We start from the raw sequence: 20,457 nt of genomic DNA, 5'->3' as shown, positions 1-20,457 counted from the left end.
GCCGTCCGGCTCAGGTGCGGACGATGCCCTGGGCGCGGGCGGCGGCGAGCCAGGCGGGCAGGTCGGCGACCAGCCGGTCGTACAGCTCCTCGTCCCTGACCCGGCGCGGGTCCTTGCCGGCGTGGAAGAACCCGGAGTTGTCGACCGGCCGCTTCGCCGGCACCGCCAGCTCGTCGAGCCGGCGCAGGAACTCGAACTGACGGCTGCCCGGGTCGCCGAAGCCGACGAACTGCCAGAAGATCGGCAGCCGGGCCGCCTTGCAGACGTACCGCTCGGCGGCGAGCTTGTTGATCGGCCCGCCGTCGGTCTGGAAGACGACCAGGGCGGGCGCGGTCGACCCGCTGTCGAGGTAGTGGTCGATGACCGCGTCCATGGCCAGGTGGTAGCTGGTCTTCCCCATGTGGCCGAGGCCGGCCACGATCCGGTCGATCCGCCCCTCGTGCTCGCCGAGGACGATGTCGGTCTCCGCGTCCACGTCGGTGGAGAAGAACACCACCGGCACGCGGCCGTCGTCGTCGAGCTGGGCCGAGAGCCCGAGCACGCGGTCGGCGAGGGCCTGCACCGTGCCGTCGGCGTAGTACGGCTTCATGGAGCCGGAGTAGTCGACGACGAGATAGACGGCGACCCGCTGTCCGTCGATCCCGTGCCGCCGGAGGGAATCCCCCGCCTTCTTGTACAGGTCGACCAGCGCGGGCGCGGCCTCCTCGACCTTGCGCAGACTCAGAGCCACGGACGGTCCCCCTCCTTCGTGCCGTCGGCGCCCCGCCGCCGCTCGCGCTCCGCCTCCAGCTCCTCGATGTCGGCGAGCATGGCGTCGGCGAGGTCGCGCTCGGAGGCGTAGTACCGCTCGGCCCACTTCAGGGTGAGCGTCGGATAGGCCCAGGCCTCGTCGGCCCTGGCGCCCTCGGCGTCCTCCTCGGCCCGCTGCCGCATGGTCTCGGCGAACTCGCGGTGGCCGGCCAGGACCTCCCGCGTCCGCTGGGGTTCGAGGAGGTGGCCGAGCCAGAGCCGGAGCATCGGCCCGTGCTTGAGGACCGGCGGGTCGATCGGCGCGGTGCGGGCCCAGGCGCGCACGGCGGACAGGCCCGCGTCGGTGATGCGGTAGACCCGCTTGTCCCGGGTGCCGGCCTCCGGCGCGACCAGGCGCGAGGTCGCGTAGCCGGCCTTCTCCAGGCGCTTCAGCTCGCCGTAGATCTGACTGAACGACGGGCTCCAGTAGAAGAGGCCCAGCGACCGGTCCGACCACTTCTTCAGGTCGTAGCCCGACAACTCCCGCCCGAAGGACAGCAGGCCGAGCACCGCCCAGCTGGTCGGGGGAAGCCCCGGCACGCCTTCTTCGTCCACCACGGGTGGCAGTGTACGGCTCTTCCCTCCCCTCTCTATGCCTGCTAGAAGTATTTCGATTAGGCATACACGTCGGCAGCCGTCGGCAGCAGGCCGGTCGGCACCGGGAGGAGCTCCCCGTGAAGTTCTCGATGATCTTCGAAGCCCAGCTCGTCGACCCGACCCGCGAGCGCGAACGCCAGGTCCTCCACGACTGTGTCGAACAGGCCGTCCTCGCCGAGGAGACGGGCTTCGACCGGATCTGGGCGGTCGAGCACCACTCCCTCACCCAGTACGCCCACATGAGCGCGTCCGAGATCTTCCTGGCCTGGGTCGCCGCCCGGACCAGCACCATCCGGATCGGCCACGGCGTCGTCACGATGCCCTTCGGCTACCAGCACCCGGTGCGGGTGGCCGAGCGCGCCGCCATGCTCGACGTCCTCTCCGGCGGCCGGGTCGACGTCGGCGCCGGACGCGGCGCGACCAGGCAGGAGATGCGGATGTTCGGGGTCAGCCCCGAGGACACGCACCCGCAGACGGAGGAGGCGCTGCGGATCTTCGCCTCGGCGTGGCGCGAGGAGGAGTTCGAGTGGCACGGCTCGCTCGACATCGGCCCCGGCGCGGTGCTGCCCCGTCCCGTGCAGGACCCGCACCCGCCGCTCTTCATGGCCTGCTCCCGGCACGAGACCCTCAGGCTCGCCGCCGAACTCGGCATGGGGGCCCTGGTGATGGGCTTCGCCGGCGCCGACGACGTGCGCGCGATGCGCACGGTGTACGACGAGGCCATCGCGGCCCGCGACGGTTCGCGGTTCGTCTCCACCGAGGTCAACGACCACTTCTCGGCGCTCTGTCCGACGATCGTCCTGGACGACCGGGCCCGCGCGCTGCGGCTCGGCACCCGCGGACAGCGCTTCTTCGCCGAGTCGATCGCCCACTGGTACGGCGGCGCGCCCGCGCCCACCGGATACGCGGAGGACGAGGACCACGCCGGCGCCCTGGCCCGCGAGCGCGACGCGCTGGTGGCCCGCCTCCACGAGGCGGACATCCCCGCCCGGCCGGTCGACACCGGCACGTACAACACCGACCACGCCTACGGGGACGCCGAGACCGCCGTCGCCTACGTCGAGCGGCTGCGGCGGATCGGGGTCGACGAGGTGATGTGCCTGATCCAGATGGGGACGGTGCCGCAGGAGGTCTGCCTGGAGACCATCCGGCAGTGGGGCGAGCACGTCATCCCGCGCTTCCGCGCGACCGGGGCGGCGTCGTGAGCGGGCAGGGGCCGGCCGGCAAGGTCGTGATCGTCACCGGCGCGGCGCGCGGTCAGGGCGCCGCCGAGGCACGGCTCCTGGCGGAGGCCGGGGCGCGGGTGGTCCTCACCGACGTACGGGAGGAGGAGGGCCGGGCGGTCGCGGCGGAGCTGGGCGCGGGGACGGCCGTGTTCGTCCGGCACGACGTGACCTCGGCCGAGGACTGGAAGACGGTCGTCGGGAGCGCCCTCGCCGTCCACGGACGGCTGGACGGCCTGGTCAACAACGCGGCCCTGTGGCGGACCGCGCCGGTGGAGTCGGAGACGTACGAGAACTTCGCACTCCTCCTCAGGGTCAACCTGCTGGGGCCCTTCCTCGGCATGCAGGCGGCGCTGCCGGCGCTGAGGGAGTCGCCGGGGGCCTCGATAGTGAACGTCTCGTCGACGGCCGGCCTGGTCGGCGTCCCCGGGCACGCGGCCTACGGCGCGGCCAAGTTCGGCCTGCGCGGCCTCAGCCGCTCGGCGGCCCGCGACCTGGCCCCGTACGGCATCCGCGTCAACACGGTCCACCCCGGCGCCGTCGACACGCCCATGACGGCGGCGGTGGCGGACCGGGACTGGTCGCACCTGCCGCTCGGCCGGATGGGCCGGCCGCGCGAGGTCGGCGAACTGGTCGCCTTCCTGCTCTCGGACGCGGCCTCGTACGTGACGGGCGCCGAGTTCACCGTGGACGGAGGCCTCACCGCATGACGCCGGACCCCCTGACTCCGGCCGCCCGCGCGCTGTGCGACGCGATGGCGGCCGCCTTCCCGCTTCCCGGGGCGGACCCGGCGGCCTTCCGCGCGGCGGCCCGGGCGCACCTGGGCGACATCCCGCCGGGCTCCGCGGACGCCGAGGCGTACGGCGTCCCGGTCCGCGTGTACGAAGGGGAGGCCGGCCCGGTCGTCGTCTTCGCGCACGGCGGCGGCTGGGTCCTGTGCGACCTGGACACCCACGACCGCCTCTGCCGCGCGCTGGCCGCCCGCACCGGCGCCACCGTGGTCTCCGTCGACTACCGCCGCGCCCCCGAACACCGCTTCCCGGCGGCCGAGGACGACGTGTACACGGCCCTGGAGTGGGCGGCGGCCCGCCACCCGGGCCGCCCCCTCGTCGTCGCCGGCGACTCCAGCGGCGGCAACCTCGCCGCGGCGGCGGCCCTGCGCGCCCGCGACCGGGGCGGCCCTGCCGTCGCGGGCCAGCTCCTCGTCTACCCGGTCCTGGACCACCGCCTCGACGGGGAGTCGGCACGCACGTACGCGACGGGCTTCTTCCACACCACGGCCCACATGCGCTGGTACTGGGAGCAGTACCTGGGCCCGGCCGGCGACCCGGTCGCCGCCTCCCCGGGCCTGGCCGCCGACCTCACGGGCCTGCCCCCGGCACTGCTCGTCCTCGCCGACTGCGACCCCCTGCGCGACGAGGGCCTGGCCTGGGCCCGCCGCCTCTCCGCCGCCGGTGTGACGGCCCACGTCCAGCTCCACACGGGCGTCTTCCACGGCTTCCTGGGCGGCGTCGGCCTGCTTCCGGAGGCCGACCGGGCGCTGGAGGGGGCGGCGGCCTGGCTCAGCGGGCTGGCCACATGAGGCTCCAGAACGCCTCCCGCACCCCCGAGAATCGCCCGCCCCCACCCACCCGCACCGGATCACCTGCGGCAACCACACGCGGAGCGCACGGGCACCGCCTCGGCCACAGCGGACCTCCGCGCACCCGCACCCAGACGCACCGCGGCGCTCGCCCAGTCGTCCAGGTCGGGGACAGTGGGGCAAGCGCCGCGCTCAGTTCCGCACGTCGTTGTACGGGACGGATGAGGGGTGATCCGGCGGATCAGACCGTCAGTGCACGGTCCGTCGGGCGGATCGGGGCCGGCAGGGAGCTGGCGCCCGTCAGGTGGCGGTCCACGCCGCGGGCGGCCGAACGGCCCTCCGCGATGGCCCACACGATCAGCGACTGACCGCGGCCGGCGTCACCGGCGACGAAGACGCCATCGACGTTGGTGGCGAAGTCCGCGTCACGCGCGATGTTACCCCGCTCGTCGAGGTCCAGACCAAACTGGGCGACCAGGCCGTTCTCCACGTCCGTGCCGGTGAAGCCCATCGCGAGCGTGACCAGCTGGGCGGGGATCTTCCGCTCGGTGCCCGGCTTCTGGGTCAGCTTGCCGTCGACGAACTCGACCTCGACCAGGTGCAGGAACTGGACGTTGCCGTCCTCGTCGCCCTCGAAGTGGGTGGTGGAGACGGAGTAGACCCGCTCGCCGCCCTCCTCGTGCGCCGAGGTGACCTTGTAGAGCATCGGGAAGGTCGGCCAGGGCTGGTTGGCGTTCCGCTCCTCGCCCGGCCGCGGCATGATCTCCAGCTGCGTGACCGAGGCCGCGCCCTGGCGGTGCGCCGTACCGACGCAGTCCGCGCCGGTGTCGCCGCCGCCGATGACCACGACGTGCTTGCCCTCGGCGGTGATCGGCGAGGTCACGAAGTCGCCCTCGACGACCTTGTTGGCGAGCGGCAGGTACTCCATCGCCTGGTGGACGCCCTTGAGCTCGCGGCCCGGCACGGGCAGGTCGCGGGCGGTGGTGGCGCCGGCGGCGATCACGACCGCGTCGAACCGCTTGCGCAGGTCGGTGGCGGTGATGTCGCGGCCGACCTCGATGCCGGTGCGGAACTTGGTGCCCTCCGCGCGCATCTGCTCGATGCGGCGGTTGATGTGCCGCTTCTCCATCTTGAACTCGGGGATGCCGTAGCGCAGCAGACCGCCGATGCGGTCGGCCCGCTCGTACACGACCACGGTGTGGCCGGCCCGGGTCAGCTGCTGGGCGGCGGCGAGGCCCGCCGGGCCCGAGCCGATCACGGCGACGGTCTTGCCGGACAGGCGCTCGGGCGCCTGCGGCCTGACGTCGTTCGCGTCCCAGGCCTTGTCGATGATCGAGACCTCGACGTTCTTGATGGTGACGGCCGGCTGGTTGATGCCGAGCACGCACGCGGACTCGCACGGAGCCGGGCACAGACGGCCGGTGAACTCCGGGAAGTTGTTCGTGGCGTGCAGGCGCTCGGACGCGGCCGACCAGTCCTCGCGGTAGGCGTAGTCGTTCCACTCGGGGATCAGGTTCCCCAGCGGGCAGCCGTTGTGACAGAACGGGATGCCGCAGTCCATGCAGCGGCCGGCCTGCTTGCTGATGATCGGCAGCAGGGAGCCGGGGACGTAGACCTCGTTCCAGTCCTTGACGCGCTCGGCCACGGGACGGGTCCGGGCGACCTCGCGGCCGGTGGTGAGAAAGCCCTTCGGGTCAGCCATGGGTCGCCGCCTCCATCATCTTCTCGGTGGTCTCCTGCTCGGAGAGACCGGCGAGCTCAGCGGCGTCCTTGGCGGCGAGCACTGCCTTGTACGTGGTCGGGATGATCTTGCTGAAGCGGCTCACCGCCGCGTCCCAGTCGGCGAGGAGCTTCTCGGCCACGGTGGAGCCGGTCTCCTCGTGGTGGCGGCGCACCACGTCGTGCAGCCACTCCCGGTCGGTGTCCGACAGGGCCTCGATCGCCTCCAGGTTGCCGGAGTTGACGTTGTCCCGGTCGAGGTCGATCACGTAGGCGACGCCGCCCGACATGCCGGCCGCGAAGTTGCGTCCGGTCTCGCCGAGGACGACCGCCGTGCCGCCGGTCATGTACTCGCAGCCGTGGTCGCCCACGCCCTCCGAGACGACCAGGGCGCCGGAGTTGCGGACGCAGAAGCGCTCGCCGGTGCGGCCGCGCAGGAACAGCTCGCCGCCGGTCGCGCCGTACGCGATGGTGTTGCCCGCGATGGTGGAGTACTCGGCCAGGTGGTCGGCGCCGCGGTCCGGGCGGACGATCACACGGCCGCCGGAGAGGCCCTTGCCGACGTAGTCGTTGGCGTCGCCCTCCAGGCGGAGGGTGACACCCGCCGGCAGGAAGGCGCCGAAGGACTGGCCCGCGGAGCCCGTGAAGGTGATGTCGATGGTGTCGGCGGGCAGGCCCGCGCCACCGAACTTCTTCGTCACCTGGTGGCCGAGCATGGTGCCGACGGTCCGGTTGATGTTCCGGATCGGGACCTGCGCGCGCACCGGCTGGGCGGTCTCGGCGGACTCGGCGCCCAGGGCCTCGGCGGCGAGCTCGATCAGCTCGTTGTCGAGGGCCTTCTCCAGGCCGTGGTCCTGCTCGACCAGGGCGTGGCGGACCGCGCCCTCGGGCAGCTCGGGCACGTGGAAGAGCGGCTCCAGGTCCAGGCCCTGCGCCTTCCAGTGGGAGACGGCGCGGCTGGTGTCGAGCAGCTCGGCGTGGCCGACCGCCTCCTCCAGGGTGCGGAAGCCCAGCTCGGCGAGGAGCTCGCGGACCTCTTCGGCGATGAACTCGAAGAAGTTCACGACGTACTCGGCCTTGCCGGAGAAGCGGTCGCGCAGGACCGGGTTCTGGGTGGCGATGCCGACGGGGCAGGTGTCCAGGTGGCAGACGCGCATCATGACGCAGCCGGAGACGACGAGCGGCGCGGTCGCGAAACCGAACTCCTCGGCGCCGAGCAGCGCGGCGATGACGACGTCGCGGCCGGTCTTCAGCTGGCCGTCGGTCTGGACGACGATCCGGTCGCGCAGCCCGTTGAGCAGCAGGGTCTGCTGGGTCTCGGCGAGGCCGAGCTCCCAGGGGCCGCCCGCGTGCTTCAGCGAGGTGAGCGGCGAGGCGCCCGTGCCGCCGTCGTGGCCGGAGATGAGGACGACGTCCGCGTGGGCCTTGGAGACACCGGCGGCGACCGTGCCGACGCCGACCTCGGACACCAGCTTCACGTGGATGCGGGCGGCCGGGTTGGCGTTCTTGAGGTCGTGGATCAGCTGAGCCAGGTCCTCGATGGAGTAGATGTCGTGGTGCGGCGGCGGGGAGATCAGGCCGACGCCCGGCGTCGAGTGACGCGTCCTGGCGACCCACGGGTAGACCTTGTGGCCGGGCAGCTGGCCGCCCTCGCCGGGCTTGGCGCCCTGGGCCATCTTGATCTGGATGTCGTCCGCGTTGACCAGGTACTCGCTCGTGACGCCGAAGCGGCCGGAGGCGACCTGCTTGATCGCGGAGCGGCGCGCCGGGTCGTACAGGCGCTCCGGGTCCTCGCCGCCCTCACCGGTGTTGGACTTGCCGCCCAGCTGGTTCATGGCGATGGCGAGGGTCTCGTGGGCCTCGCGCGAGATGGAGCCGTACGACATGGCGCCGGTGGAGAAGCGCTTGACGATCTCGGAGACCGGCTCGACCTCGTCGACGGAGATCGACGGGCGGTCGCTCCTGAAGCCGAAGAGGCCGCGGAGCGTCATCAGGCGCTCGGACTGCTCGTCGACGCGCTGCGTGTACTTCTTGAAGATGTCGTACCGCTTGGAGCGCGTGGCGTGCTGCAGGCGGAAGACGGTCTCCGGGTCGAAGAGGTGCGGCTCGCCCTCGCGGCGCCACTGGTACTCGCCGCCGATGTCCAGGGCGCGGTGCGCCGAGGCGACGCCGGTGGCCGGGTACGCCTTGGCGTGCCGGGCGGCGACCTCCTTGGCGACGACGTCGAGGCCGGCGCCGCCGATCTTGGTGGCGGTGCCGTTGAAGTACTTCTCGACGAAGGCGGTGTCGAGGCCGACGGCCTCGAAGACCTGGGCGCCGCGGTAGGAGGCGACGGTGGAGATGCCCATCTTGGACATGACCTTGAGGACGCCCTTGCCGAGGGCGTAGATCAGGTTCCGGATGGCCTGCTCGGGCTCGATGTCCGTGATGAAGGTCCCGGCCCGGACCAGGTCCTCGACGGTCTCCATGGCCAGGTACGGGTTGACGGCGGCGGCGCCGTAGCCGATGAGCAGGGCGACGTGGTGGACCTCGCGGACGTCACCGGCCTCGACGAGCAGGCCCACCTGGGTGCGCTGCTTGGTGCGGATGAGGTGGTGGTGGACGGCCGAGGTGAGCAGCAGCGACGGGATCGGCGCGTGCTCGGCGTCGGAGTGCCGGTCGGACAGGACGATCAGGCGGGCGCCGCCCTCGATCGCCGCGTCGGCCTCGGCGCAGATCTCCTCGATGCGGGCGGCGAGCGCCTCGCCGGCGCCGGAGACCCGGTAGAGACCGGACAGGGTCACGGCCTTCATGCCGGGCATGTCGCCGTCGGCGTTGATGTGGATGAGCTTGGCCAGCTCGTCGTTGTCGATCACCGGGAAGGGCAGGGTGACCGAGCGACAGGAGGCCGCCGTCGGGTCGAGCAGGTTGCTGCCCGGGCCGAGCGAGGACCGCAGAGAGGTGACGAGCTCCTCGCGGATGGCGTCCAGCGGCGGGTTGGTGACCTGCGCGAACAGCTGGGTGAAGTAGTCGAAGAGCAGCCGCGGGCGCTCGGACAGGGCCGCGATCGGCGAGTCCGTACCCATGGAGCCGATCGGCTCGGCGCCGGTGCGGGCCATCGGGGCGAGGATGACGCGGAGCTCTTCCTCGGTGTAGCCGAAGGTCTGCTGGCGGCGGGTGACCGAGGCGTGGGTGTGCACGATGTGCTCGCGCTCGGGCAGGTCGGAGAGCTCGATCTCGCCGGTCTCCAGCCACTCCGCGTACGGCTGCTCGGCGGCGAGGGCGGCCTTGATCTCGTCGTCCTCGATGATGCGGTGCTCGGCGGTGTCGACGAGGAACATCTTGCCGGGCTGCAGGCGGCCCTTGCGGACGACCTTGGCGGGGTCGATGTCGAGGACGCCGACCTCGGAGGAGAGCACGACGAGACCCTCGTCGGTGACCCAGTAGCGGCCGGGGCGCAGACCGTTGCGGTCGAGGACCGCGCCGACCTGGACGCCGTCGGTGAAGGTGACGCAGGCCGGGCCGTCCCAGGGCTCCATCAGGGTGGAGTGGTACTGGTAGAAGGCGCGGCGGGCCGGGTCCATGGAGTCGTGGTTCTCCCACGCCTCGGGGACCATCATCAGGACCGCGTGCGGCAGGGAACGCCCGCCGAGGTGGAGCAGTTCGAGCACCTCGTCGAAGGAGGCGGAGTCGGAGGCGTCCGGCGTGCAGACCGGGAAGATCCGCTCGATGCCGCGGCCGTCGGCGGCGGTGCCGAAGACGTCGCCGGCGAGCTGGGCCTCGCGGGCGGTCATCCAGTTGCGGTTGCCCTTGACCGTGTTGATCTCGCCGTTGTGGGCGACGAAGCGGTACGGGTGGGCGAGCGGCCAGCTCGGGAAGGTGTTGGTGGAGAACCGGGAGTGGACCAGGGCCACGGCGGTGGCGCAGCGGCGGTCCGACAGGTCCGGGAAGAAGGGCTCGAGCTGGCCGGTGGTCAGCATGCCCTTGTAGACGATGGTGCGGGCGGAGAGCGACGGGAAGTAGGTGCCCGCCTCGCGCTCGGCGCGCTTGCGCAGGACGAAGGCCTTGCGGTCGAGCGCGATGCCCGTGCTCTCGCCGTCGGCGACGAAGAGCTGGCGGAAGACCGGCATGGTGGCGCGGGCGGAGGCGCCGAGCAGCTCGGGGGCGACGGGGACCTCGCGCCAGCCGAGGACGTTCAGACCCTCCTCGGACGCGATCGTCTCGATCCGCGAGACGGCCTGTGCGGAGCCGTCTGCGGGGAGGAAGGCGATGCCGACGGCGTAGGAGCCGGCCTCGGGGAGCTCGAAGTCGGTGACCTCGCGGAGGAAGGCGTCGGGGACCTGGAGCAGGATGCCGGCGCCGTCACCGGAGTCCGGCTCGGAGCCGGTGGCGCCGCGGTGCTCGAGGTTGCGCAGTACGGTCAGCGCCTGCTCGACCAGTGCGTGGCTGGCAACACCGGTGAGGGTGGCCACGAACCCGACACCACAGGCGTCGTGTTCGTTACGGGGGTCGTACAGCCCCTGCGGGGCGGGGCGACCGTCCATGGGCGACCAGGCGTCGGAACGCATCGGCTCTCCCGTCGTCGTCGTGGCATATGCAGCAGCCGAGGGACGACGTTGGCCCTCCGCGAAATTTCGTGCAGGTTACATGATGGCTGGCTTCTCGGGAAGCGGATAGCTCATTCCAGCATGCGGACACCGCCGATACGGGCGGTGGCGGGTGGTTCAGCTGTGAGACACGGGAACTTCGGCGTTCCCGCAGGGGACGGGCCCGGGATTCCGGGGTGATTCCGGGTTCTCCGGCGACCCGTCGCAGAGCGGGCCTCATTGCCCGCGGCGCTTGTCCCTCATGCCCGGCGGCCGAGGTTTCGAAACCGGCAGGTAACCGGCTAGTTATGTGGCGCTGTGCATAGTGTCCCACCGGTGGGGCCGATCCGCCCAGGGAGATACGTCACAGGGACAGGGACGGACGAACCGCGCGCGGGGCGTCGAAAGGCCCCCGGCCGGGACGACCAGGGGCCTTGCGGGGGAACGCTGCGGCGTGCGGCGCTACGGCGTTACGGCGCCGCGGGCGCGAAGGGCGCGCGCGGAACGGGCTACAACGCGGCTCCGAACGCCATGCCGAGGCCGTACGTGACGGCCGCGGCGGCACCGCCGAGGACGAGCTGGCGCAGACCGCTGAACCACCAGCTGCGGGCCGTGACCCGGGCGACGAGCGCGCCGCAGGCGAAGAGACCGACCAGCGCCAGCAGGACGGCCGGCCACAGGGCGGTCGCGCCGAGCAGGTACGGCAGGACGGGCAGCAGCGCGCCGAGCGCGAACGAGCCGAACGACGACACCGCGGCGACGGTCGGCGACGGCAGGTCGTCGGGGTCGATGCCCAGCTCCTCGCGGGCGTGGATCTCCAGCGCCTGCTCCGGGTCGCGGGACAGCTGCATGGCGACCTCGCGGGCGAGCGCGGGCTCGACGCCGCGGGAGACGTAGAGCGCGGCGAGCTCCTCCATCTCGTCGACGGGGTGCTTGCGCAACTGGCGGCGCTCGACGTCCAGTTCGGCCTGGACGAGCTCGCGCTGCGAGGCGACGGAGGTGTATTCGCCGGCGGCCATCGAGAAGGCGCCCGCGGCGAGTCCGGCGAGACCGGTGATGACGACGGTCTGGGAGGACACCGCGCCGCCCGCCACACCGGTCATGAGCGCGAGGTTGGAGACGAGTCCGTCCATCGCGCCGAAGACCGCGGGACGCAGCCAGCCGCCGTTGACGTCACGGTGGGTGTGGTTGTCGCGGTGGGCCTCGTGGAGCGGTGCGACGGCTTCGATGATGGACATGCTTCTCCCCTTGTCTTTCTGCGGGTTCGGCTGCCCGCCCCCCTTCGACACGATCGAAAATACGCCCGATGTAAGGGGCGCGCCAGCAAGGCAGGCCGTACTTAGTAAGGCTCGCCTTGGTGGGGAACGGCGACTGACGAGGTGTCAACGGGGTGACAGAAACGTTTCCGTGAGCGTGGGACGCACGCGCGTGGCAGGGATGTGGAGGAGCGCGGAAGGGGAGCGCGAGGGGGAACGCGGGAGGGAGGTGAAGAGACGGAGGGGCGGAGAGGCGGAGAGGCGAAGGGGCGGAGAGGCGAAGGGGCGGAGAGGCGAAGGGGCGGGAGTGGAGGAACGGCGGGGCGAAGTGGCGGGCGAGGAAGGGGAACGAGGACGAGATGACCGGGGTGACGACTGCCGGGACGACCGGCGGGACGACTGACGCGGCGGTTGGTGGGACGGCGGGCGGGGCGGCCGGCGCGACGGCTGGTGGGGCGGCCGGCGCGACGCCAGGTGGGACGGCCGCTGGGACGGCGGGCGGGGCGGCCGGTGCGACGGCTGGTGGGGCGGCGGCTGCGACAGCGACAGCGACAGCGGGAACGGCGACAGAGGGAACGGCGGCGACGACGGGGAGGGCCGTCGGAGGCGCGGCAGGCGGCGGGCTGCGGGAGCGGGCGCGGGGCGCGCTGCTCGGACTCGCGGTGGGCGACGCGCTCGGCGCGCCCGCCGAGAACCTGCGGCCCTCGGAGATCCGCCGCCGCTGGGGCCGGATCGAGGGCTTCCTGACGGACCGGCCGGCGGGAACGGACGACACCGAGTACGCCATCTTCTCCGGGCTGCTGCTCGCCCGGCACGGCTCGGCCCTCACCGTCGCCCATGTCGAACGGGCCTGGCACCACTGGATCGCCGACCTGGACGAGGGTCCGTTCCGGGGCGCCGGCTTCTCGGAGCGCGGCACCCTGGAGAACCTCCGCCGGGGTCTGGCCGCGCCCATCTCGGCGCAGCACCGGCACGCGTGGAGCGACGGCCTCGCCATGCGGGCGGCGCCGTTCGGCGTCTTCGCCGCCGGGCGGCCCGCCGAGGCGGCGAGGCTCGTCGCCATCGACGGCAGCGTCAGCCACGAGGGCGAGGGCATCTACGGCGGGCAGGCGGTCGCGGCGGGCGTGGCGGCGGCGATGGACGGCGCGTCGGTGACGTCGGTGATCGCGGCGGCCCTGTCGGTGGTGCCGATGGACTCGTGGACGGCGCGTTCGATGCGCCGCGCGGTGGTGGCGGCGCAGCGGGTCGAGCCGGATCCGCTGACGCGCGAACGCGCGGTCCGCTCGGCGGTCGTCATCGGCGGCTACCCGTGGACGGACCTGGCCCCCGAGGCGGTGGCCCTCGCCTTCGGCGCGTTCGCCGCGGCCCGCGGGGACTTCCGCACCTCGGTGCTGACCGCCGTCAACATGGGCCGCGACGCCGACACGACGGCAGCGGTCGCGGGCGCCCTCGCCGGGGCGCTGGGCGGCGCCGCGGCGATCCCGGAGGAGTGGTCCTCCGTCATCCCGCCGGTCGCCGGCAGCTGCCTTCCCTCGATGCGCGGTTACCACGTCCTGGACATCGCGGACCTTCTGACCCCGGAGGAGGACTCCTGATGAGCGCCGACCTGACGACCACTGCCCCGCCGGAGGCCCTGGCGCACCGGACCTCGCCGCAGGAGCCGGACTCCGGAACCGACGCTGCCGACACCACCGGCGCTCACGGCTCGCCGGGCGGGGTGCCGGAGTGCCCGCCGTGGCCGTCGGCCGACGGTGACACCGCCGCAGCACGCGGCGCGGCCCTGACGGGTCACCGCGTCCTGCGGGACGAGCGGCGGAAGCCGGCCCGCCCGGCGTGGCCGCCGGCGGAGGAGGGCGGCCGGCCCGCGGTCGGAGCGCCGGACGGCGCACGTCGGGCGCCCGTGCTCGGAGCCGGGGGGCGTAAGGGGCGCTCGGGCGTGTCGTACCGGGGGCGGGTCGAGGGGCTGTTGCTCGGGCTCGCCGCCGGGGACGCCGCCGGGTGGCCGGCCGCGCGGCACCGGGCCGCCCGGATGCCCGAGTGGACACGCCGTCTCACCCGCGAGCTCGACGCCTTCGCCGAGGACAACGCGACGACCACCCTCCCCGTCCCCATCGCCCTCAACCAGCCGCCCGAGCCGCTCCGCCTCGGCCCCTCCGACGACGCCGAGTGGGCGGTGTTCACCGCCGAGTCGCTGCTCGCCGCGACCGGCCCCCTCTTCCGCACCCTCGCCCCCGAACGCCGTCTGCGCGCCGCCGTCGACCTCGCCTGGAACTCCCTCGCGAGCCAGGTCGCCGCAGCCGCCGACCGCGCGCCCGAGGTCGAGTCAGCCGTCCTTCCGCTGCGCGCCCGGATCTCCGTCCGGGCCGGGCTCGGCAACCTCGCGACCGGTCTGCGCCCGCCCGCCACCGGTCACGACAACCCGCACTACTTCGACGACGCGGCCTGCGTCCGCGCCGCCGTCCTCGCGCTCGCCCACCCGGGCGAACCGCTGCCCGCCGCCGAACTCGCCGAGTTCGACGCCCGCTACACCCAGGACGGCGACGGAGTCCACGGCGCCCGCGCGATGGCGGCGGCCGTCGCGGCCGCACTCGGCGGGGCCTCGGCCGACGACGCGGTGCAGGCGGCCCTCGCGCAGCTGCCGCCCTCGACGGAGATCGGTCGCAACGGCCGGTACGCGGTGCGGCTCGCCCGTACCGCCACCACCGCCTTCGAGCTGGTCCCGCTTCTCGAGCACCAGATCGTCGACCACGTCTACAGCTACGGCATCGCCGCCGCCGAGACCGTTCCGGTCGCCCTCGCCCTCGCCCTGGCCGCCCGCGGCGAGGCGGCGGCAGCGGTGCCGGCCGCCGCCTGCCTGTCCCGCGTCGCCGACTCGGCCCCGGCGCTCGTGGGCGCGCTCACCGGCGCGCTGGGCGGCGGAGGCGCGGTCCCGGCGACCTGGCGGGAGGCGTGCCGCAGGCTCGCGGGCTGCGCGCTGCCCCGCCTCGCGGGCACGGACCTGGTCGAACTCGCCGGTCTCCTCGCAGCCACGGAACCGGCCACCCCGGGTGGACAATTCCGCCATGAGCCCTCAACCGCAGCAAACCTCTCCAACACCTCAGAACGCTCAAACACCTCAAAGCCCTCAAAGCCGGCCGATCCCTCGGTCCGTCCCCCCGCTGGATGACCGGATCACCGGCAGCCTGCTCGGGGCCGCCGTCGGCGACGCCCTCGGCGGTCCCGTCGAGGGCTACAGCCCCGAGCAGATCCTGGAACGCCACGGCGGCCGCGTCACCGGCATCGTCGGCCCGTGGAACGGCGAGGCCTGGCGCACCGCGCGCCCCATCGCGCCGTACCACAAGGGCGACGGGCACGTCACCGACGACACCCTTATGACGCACGCCCTCATCAGGGTGTACGAGAAGGTCCGCGACCACCTCGACGCGTACGCGGTCGCCGAGCACCTGGTGCCCGAACTCATGGGCCGTACGGTCTGGATCCCGGAACTGGAGGCCGAGGCGCTGCCGCTCCAGCGGGTCTTCCTCGCCGAGAAGTGGATCGTCACCCGGCTCCACTACGGGCACGCCGACCCGCGCGAGGCCGGCAGCGGAAACATCGTCAACTGCGGTGCGGCCATGTACATGGCGCCGGTCGGCCTGGTCAACGCCGCCAACCCGGCGGGCGCCTACGCCGAGGCCCTCGACGTCGCGGGCGCCCACCAGTCCTCGTACGGGCGGGAGGCCGCGGGCGTCTTCGCGGCCGCGGTGGCGGCGGCGTGCGCGCCCGGCGCCACGCCGCGCTCGGTCGTCGACACGGCACTCGCCCTGGCGAAGGACGGCACCCGGGCGGCCATCGAGGCGGTCGCCGAAGTGGCGGACGAGCACCGTGACTTCGAGACGGCGCTGGCCCCGCTGCGCTCGGCCGTCGCCCCGTACGACTCGGTCGGCCCCGACTACCGCGCCCCCTCGCTCGACGCCCGCCGCCCGTCCCGCGTCCACGCGATCGAGGAACTGCCCGTCGCCCTCGGCATGCTGCTGGTCGGCGAGGGCGACTACCGCCGCACGGTCCTCGGCGCCGTCAACTACGGCCGCGACTGCGACTCGATCGCCACCATGGCGGGCGCGCTCGCCGGTGCGCTGCACGGCGAGTCCGCCGTCCCGGCGGAATGGGCGAAACAGGTCTCCGAGGCCAGCCGGCTCGATCTGCACGGCCCGGCCGCCGCACTGGCCGCGGTGGCCCACGAGGTCTTCGCCCGCGACACGGCACGCCGCCGCGCCCACGAGTCGGCCTACGCGGCGCTGACGGACAGCGCGCGATGACGCCCGGCGCGACGGCGGACGCCGTCCGGCTCACCTGGGTCCAGCCCGAGGACCTGGTGGGCCACGAACTGCGCCAGGCGGCGGAGGACGGCCGCGACGCCCGCGCCCTCGCCGCCCGCTGGCACGCCGCCGGCGGCCCCGAGGCGCCGCCCACGGCGGGCGCCTCCCCCACCCCGCGCCCCGCGCTGCGCCCCCTGGCCGAGGAACTCCTCGACGCCCTCGCCGCCCTCCCCTCCTCGCTTGTCCCTCGGGAACCCACCCGCCTCGCCGACATCACCACCGCCTGCCCCCACTGGCCCACGCCTCGCCCACCCGTTCCGGGCGGCGGCGGGGTGCGGGACAACGCCCTGCTCCCGCGCCTGCACGCCGCCTGGCTCGGCCGGGCCGCCGGGTGCCTGCTCGGCAAGCCCGTGGAGAAGCTGCCGCTGCACGCCATCCGGGCACTGGCCCGGGCCACCGGCAACTGGCCGCTCGGCGACTGGTTCACGGCGCGCGGCGTGCCGCCGAAGCTGCTCGCCGCGCATCCCTGGAACCGCCGTTCCGCCGGCACCTCCCTCGCCGAGAACATCGACGGGATGCCCGAGGACGACGACCTCAACTACCCCCTCCTCAACCTGCTCCTCCTCCAGCGCCACGGCCGCGGCTTCACCACCGCCGACGTCGCCCGGCTCTGGCTCGACGAACTGCCCGCCGGGCGGACCTTCACCGCCGAGCGGATCGCCTACCGCAACCTCCTCGACGGCGTCGAGCCGCCGTTCACCGCCTCCCGCCGCAACCCGTTCCGGGAGTGGATCGGCGCGCAGATCCGCGCCGACATGCACGGCTGGACCAACCCCGGCGACCCGGCCGCCGCCGCCCGGCAGGCCCACCGGGACGCGGTGCTCACCCACACCGCCAACGGCGTGTACGGCGCCATGTTCGTCGCCGCGACCGTCGCCACCGCCGCCGTCGGCGCCGCCGACGTCCACGAGGCCCTGGCCACCGGGCTCGCGGTCGTGCCGCCGGAGTCCCGGCTCGCCCAGGCGGTCCGGCTCGGCATCGCCACCGCCCGCGCGCACCCGGGCCACCGCGACTTCGACACCGTGGTGGACCGGCTCCACGCCGCACTCGGCGGGTATCACTGGGTCCATGCCGTGCCCAACGCCGCCCTGCTCGCCGCCGCGCTCACCCACGCCGACGGCGACTTCACGCGCTCCGTCTGCGCGGCGGTCTCCGGCGGCTGGGACACCGACTCCAACGGCGCCACCGCCGGCTCGGTCGCGGGGCTGCTGGCCGGGCACCCGGACCGCCTTCCCGAATCCTGGACCTCCCCCCTCAAGAACCGGCTCTCCACCTCGGTGCCGTCCTTCGACGGCATCGGCTTCGACACCCTGGCCGCACTGACGCACTCGGAGGCAGTACGCCCATGACCAGCAGCATCGTCGTGCTCGGCAGCACGAACATGGACCTCGTGGCCTACGTGGCCAAGGCACCCGCCCGCGGCGAGACCGTCACCGGCCGCGAGTTCCTCACCGTGCCCGGCGGCAAGGGCGCCAACCAGGCCGTCGCCGCCGCCCGCGCCGGCGCCGAGGTCTCGATGATCGGGGCGGTCGGCGCCGACGACTTCGGCGTGCGGATGCGGGCCGCCCTGGAGCACAGCGGCGTCGACACCGATCTGCTGCGCACCGTCGAAGGCCCGTCCGGCACCGCCCACATCGTCGTCGACGACGAGGGCGGCAACGCCATCGTCGTGGTGCCCGGAGCCAACGGCACCGTCACCTCCCTCGACCACGGCGACGAGGCGCTGATCGGCACCGCCGACGCCCTGCTCCTCCAGCTCGAACTCCCCCTCTCCGTCGTCGTCGAGGGCGCCCGCGCCGCCCGTGAGCGCGGTGTCCGCACCGTCCTCACGCCCTCCCCCGTCCGCGCCCTCCCTCCGGAACTCCTCGCCGCCACCGACCTGTTGGTGCCGAACGAGCACGAGGCCGTCGCCCTCACCGGCCGCACCGACCCGCAGGCCGCCGCGCAGGCCCTCCTGGAGCAGGTGCCCGAGGTGGTGGTCACGCTCGGCTCGGCCGGCTGCCTCTACGCCGCACGCGGCGCCGAACCGCTGACCGTCCCCGCGCCCAGCGTGCGGGCCGTGGACACCACCGCCGCCGGCGACACCTTCGTGGGCGTCCTGGCCGTGGCCCTCACCGAGGGCCGGCCCATGCCGGAGGCCCTCAGCTGGGCCGCGGCGGCCGCGGCGCTCTCCGTCCAGCACGCGGGCGCGTCCACCTCGATGCCGTACCGCGTCGCGATCGAGGCGGCCCTCGCATGAGCCACCCGCACACCCCGGCTCCCGCCGCCGGCCGCGTCGGCCCCGCCCGGCCGCTCGACGGACTGCGCGTCCTCGACCTCGCCACCCTCTTCGCCGGGCCGCTCGCCGCGACCCTGCTCGGCGACTTCGGCGCCGACGTGGTCAAGATCGAGCACCCGCGCAAGCCCGATCCCTCCCGCGGCCACGGCCCCGCCAAGGACGGCGTCGGCCTGTGGTGGAAGGTCCTCGGCCGCAACAAGCGGACGATGACGCTCGACCTGTCCGCGCCCGGCGGGCGCGACACCCTGCTCCGGCTCGCCGCCGGCGCCGACGTGGTCGTGGAGAACTTCCGCCCCGGCACCCTCGAACGCTGGGGTCTCGGCTGGGAGGAGCTGTCCACGGTCAACCCGCGGCTCGTGCTCGCCCGGGTCACCGGCTTCGGCCAGTTCGGCCCGTACGCCCACCGGCCGGGGTTCGGCACCCTCGCCGAGGCGATGAGCGGCTTCGCCGCCATCACCGGCGAACCCGACGGACCGCCGACCCTGCCGCCCTTCGGACTCGCCGACTCGATCGCCGCCCTCGCCACCGCGTACGCCGTGATGACCGCGCTCGCCGCGAGGCACACCACCGGCCACGGCCAGGTCGTCGACATGGCCATCATCGAACCGATGCTCTCCGTCATCGGACCCCACCCCCTCTGGTACGACCAGCTCGGCTACCTCCAGCCGCGCACCGGCAACCGCTCCCGCAACAACGCGCCCCGCAACACCTACCGGACCGCCGACGGCTCCTGGGTCGCCGTCTCCACCTCCGCCCAGTCGATCGCCGAACGCGTGCTGCGCCTCGTCGGCCGCCCGGAGCTGATCGACGAGCCCTGGTTCGCCACCGGCACCGGCCGCGCCGCGCACGCGGAGGTCCTCGACGAGGCGGTCGGCTCGTGGATCGCCCGCCACACCCGCGACGAGGCCCTGGCCGCGTTCGAGAAGGCGGAGGCCGCGATCGCCCCCGTCTACGACGTCCGCGACGTCCTCGACGACCCCCAGTTCCAGGCCCTCGGCACCGTCACCGAGGTCCCCGACCCGGAGCTCGGCCCGCTCCGCATGCAGAACGTGCTCTTCCGGCTCTCCGACACGCCGGGCGCCATCCGCTGGGCCGGCCGGCCGCACGGCGCCGACACCGCCGAACTCCTCGCGGAGCTCGGCCTCGGCCCCGAAGAGATCGACACCCTCCGCGCCGAAGGAGCCGTATGAACCCGGACGCCCCTCCCCTCACCTGGCTCTACGCCCCGGGCGACCGCCCCGACGTGGTCCACAAGGCCCTGGCCTCCGGCGCCGATGTCGTCATCGTCGACCTGGAGGACGCGGTGGCCCCGGACCGCAGGGCCTACGCCCTGGCGGCCACCCGCGAGCTGCTCGCCGACCCCCAGCCCGTACCGGTCCACGTCCGCGTCCACGCACTCCGCGACATCCCATCCCTGGTCTCCCTCCCCGGACTCGTCGCTCTCCGTGTTCCCAAGGTGACACACGCCACTGACATCGCCCGGATCGCCGAGCTCTCCGCGGGCCTCCCGCTCTACCCGCTCCTGGAGAACGCCCTCGCGGTGGAGCACGCCTACGCCATCGCCACCGCCCACCCCTCGGTCCACGGCATCGCGCTCGGCGAGACCGATCTCGCCGCCGACCTGGGCGTACGCGAGGACCGGGGGCTCGACTGGCCGCGCAGCCGGATCGTCGTCGCCGCCCGGGCCGCCTCCCTGCCGCCGCCCGCCCAGTCCGTCCACCCCGACGTCCGCGACCTCGACGCCCTCGCCGCGAGCTGCGCGCGGGGCCGGGCGACGGGATTCCTCGGCCGGGCCGCCATCCATCCCCGCCAGCTCCCGGTGATCGAGCGGGCCTATCTGCCCACCTCCGACGAGATCGCCGCCGCCGAGGAGGTCGTCAAGGCGGCGGAGGCCCAGGAGGGCGCGCTCGCGCTGCCCGACGGCCGCTTCGTCGACGCGGCCGTCGTCACCGGCGCCCGCCGCGTCCTGGCCCTGGCGGCCCGCCGGGCCTAGGTCGTTTCTTTCGGATCAGGGCCGGATAGGCCGCGGCGTCTGGTGCGGTGCATCGCAAGGCGCCGGGGCGTCGCGATAGCGGAGCTATCGGGGCGCT

15 protein-coding genes are annotated in these 20,457 nt (G+C 73.8%); 10 read left to right on the top strand and 5 right to left on the bottom strand.

Features of this window, described 5'->3' with window-relative positions:
• Positions 1-10: 10 nt before the first annotated feature.
• Together ACFWJO_RS18205 and ACFWJO_RS18200 are read right to left on the bottom strand one after the other, a co-directional pair.
• Positions 11-730, bottom strand: coding sequence for a VWA domain-containing protein (locus ACFWJO_RS18205; RefSeq protein WP_386866233.1), 720 nt, complete (start codon positions 728-730; stop codon positions 11-13).
• Entirely contained in the window at positions 721-1,347 is a 627-nt protein-coding gene (locus ACFWJO_RS18200) for a helix-turn-helix transcriptional regulator (protein ID WP_386866231.1), read from the bottom strand. The genes ACFWJO_RS18205 and ACFWJO_RS18200 overlap by 10 nt, the downstream gene beginning before the upstream one ends.
• 116 nt (positions 1,348-1,463) lie before the next feature.
• Here ACFWJO_RS18200 and ACFWJO_RS18195 point away from each other — a divergent pair, with 116 nt between their 5' ends.
• Genes ACFWJO_RS18195 through ACFWJO_RS18185 form a run of 3 tightly spaced genes read left to right on the top strand, consistent with a single transcriptional unit; the run spans position 1,464 to position 4,191 of the window.
• Positions 1,464-2,591 carry an LLM class flavin-dependent oxidoreductase gene (locus tag ACFWJO_RS18195; protein ID WP_386866229.1) on the top strand — a complete coding sequence of 376 codons (1,128 nt, stop codon included), beginning with the start codon at positions 1,464-1,466 and terminating at the stop codon, positions 2,589-2,591.
• Positions 2,588-3,319, top strand: coding sequence for an SDR family NAD(P)-dependent oxidoreductase (locus ACFWJO_RS18190; protein ID WP_386866227.1), 732 nt, complete (start codon positions 2,588-2,590; stop codon positions 3,317-3,319). Before ACFWJO_RS18195 ends, ACFWJO_RS18190 begins: the two co-directional genes overlap by 4 nt.
• On the top strand, positions 3,316-4,191 hold the full coding sequence (locus ACFWJO_RS18185; protein ID WP_386866225.1) for an alpha/beta hydrolase: 876 nt from the start codon (positions 3,316-3,318) through the stop codon (positions 4,189-4,191). The genes ACFWJO_RS18190 and ACFWJO_RS18185 overlap by 4 nt, the downstream gene beginning before the upstream one ends.
• 241 nt (positions 4,192-4,432) lie before the next feature.
• Here ACFWJO_RS18185 and ACFWJO_RS18180 read toward each other — a convergent pair whose 3' ends face one another.
• The 3 genes from ACFWJO_RS18180 to ACFWJO_RS18170 all read right to left on the bottom strand — a co-directional run bounded on the left by ACFWJO_RS18180 (position 4,433) and on the right by ACFWJO_RS18170 (position 11,713).
• Positions 4,433-5,893: a glutamate synthase subunit beta gene (locus tag ACFWJO_RS18180; RefSeq protein ID WP_386866223.1), complete on the bottom strand. Its 1,461-nt coding sequence runs from the start codon at positions 5,891-5,893 to the stop codon at positions 4,433-4,435.
• A complete protein-coding gene (gltB, locus tag ACFWJO_RS18175) occupies positions 5,886-10,457 on the bottom strand; it encodes a glutamate synthase large subunit (protein WP_386866221.1) in 4,572 nt (1,523 codons plus the stop codon). Before gltB ends, ACFWJO_RS18180 begins: the two co-directional genes overlap by 8 nt.
• A 527-nt stretch (positions 10,458-10,984) precedes the next feature.
• Positions 10,985-11,713 (bottom strand): VIT1/CCC1 transporter family protein, encoded by a 729-nt coding sequence (locus ACFWJO_RS18170; RefSeq protein WP_385694833.1) that lies wholly within the window; start codon positions 11,711-11,713, stop codon positions 10,985-10,987.
• Between the two features lie 641 nt (positions 11,714-12,354).
• On the opposite strand from ACFWJO_RS18170, the gene ACFWJO_RS18165 reads away from it, so the two are divergent.
• Genes ACFWJO_RS18165 through ACFWJO_RS18135 form a run of 7 tightly spaced genes read left to right on the top strand, consistent with a single transcriptional unit; the run spans position 12,355 to position 20,360 of the window.
• Positions 12,355-13,326, top strand: a complete 972-nt coding sequence (locus ACFWJO_RS18165) for an ADP-ribosylglycohydrolase family protein (RefSeq protein ID WP_386866417.1) — start codon at positions 12,355-12,357, stop codon at positions 13,324-13,326.
• A complete protein-coding gene (locus tag ACFWJO_RS18160; RefSeq protein WP_386866218.1) occupies positions 13,326-14,897 on the top strand; it encodes an ADP-ribosylglycohydrolase family protein in 1,572 nt (523 codons plus the stop codon). The genes ACFWJO_RS18165 and ACFWJO_RS18160 overlap by 1 nt, the downstream gene beginning before the upstream one ends.
• The gene (locus tag ACFWJO_RS18155; protein ID WP_386866216.1) at positions 14,794-16,029 is read left to right on the top strand and encodes an ADP-ribosylglycohydrolase family protein; all 1,236 of its coding nucleotides are present in this window, start codon (positions 14,794-14,796) and stop codon (positions 16,027-16,029) included. The genes ACFWJO_RS18160 and ACFWJO_RS18155 overlap by 104 nt, the downstream gene beginning before the upstream one ends.
• The gene (locus ACFWJO_RS18150) at positions 16,026-17,438 is read left to right on the top strand and encodes an ADP-ribosylglycohydrolase family protein (protein WP_386866214.1); all 1,413 of its coding nucleotides are present in this window, start codon (positions 16,026-16,028) and stop codon (positions 17,436-17,438) included. Before ACFWJO_RS18155 ends, ACFWJO_RS18150 begins: the two co-directional genes overlap by 4 nt.
• On the top strand, positions 17,435-18,328 hold the full coding sequence (rbsK, locus tag ACFWJO_RS18145) for a ribokinase (protein ID WP_386866212.1): 894 nt from the start codon (positions 17,435-17,437) through the stop codon (positions 18,326-18,328). The genes ACFWJO_RS18150 and rbsK overlap by 4 nt, the downstream gene beginning before the upstream one ends.
• The gene (locus ACFWJO_RS18140; protein ID WP_386866210.1) at positions 18,325-19,557 is read left to right on the top strand and encodes a CaiB/BaiF CoA transferase family protein; all 1,233 of its coding nucleotides are present in this window, start codon (positions 18,325-18,327) and stop codon (positions 19,555-19,557) included. The genes rbsK and ACFWJO_RS18140 overlap by 4 nt, the downstream gene beginning before the upstream one ends.
• Positions 19,554-20,360: an HpcH/HpaI aldolase/citrate lyase family protein gene (locus ACFWJO_RS18135; RefSeq protein WP_386866208.1), complete on the top strand. Its 807-nt coding sequence runs from the start codon at positions 19,554-19,556 to the stop codon at positions 20,358-20,360. The genes ACFWJO_RS18140 and ACFWJO_RS18135 overlap by 4 nt, the downstream gene beginning before the upstream one ends.
• The last annotated feature ends 97 nt before the right edge of the window (positions 20,361-20,457 follow it).

This window comes from Streptomyces sp. NPDC127092, from assembly GCF_042722475.1.
Lineage (GTDB): Bacteria > Actinomycetota > Actinomycetes > Streptomycetales > Streptomycetaceae > Streptomyces.
Note: the sequence above shows the minus strand (reverse complement) of the source record. Positions and strands in the feature narration are given on the sequence as shown.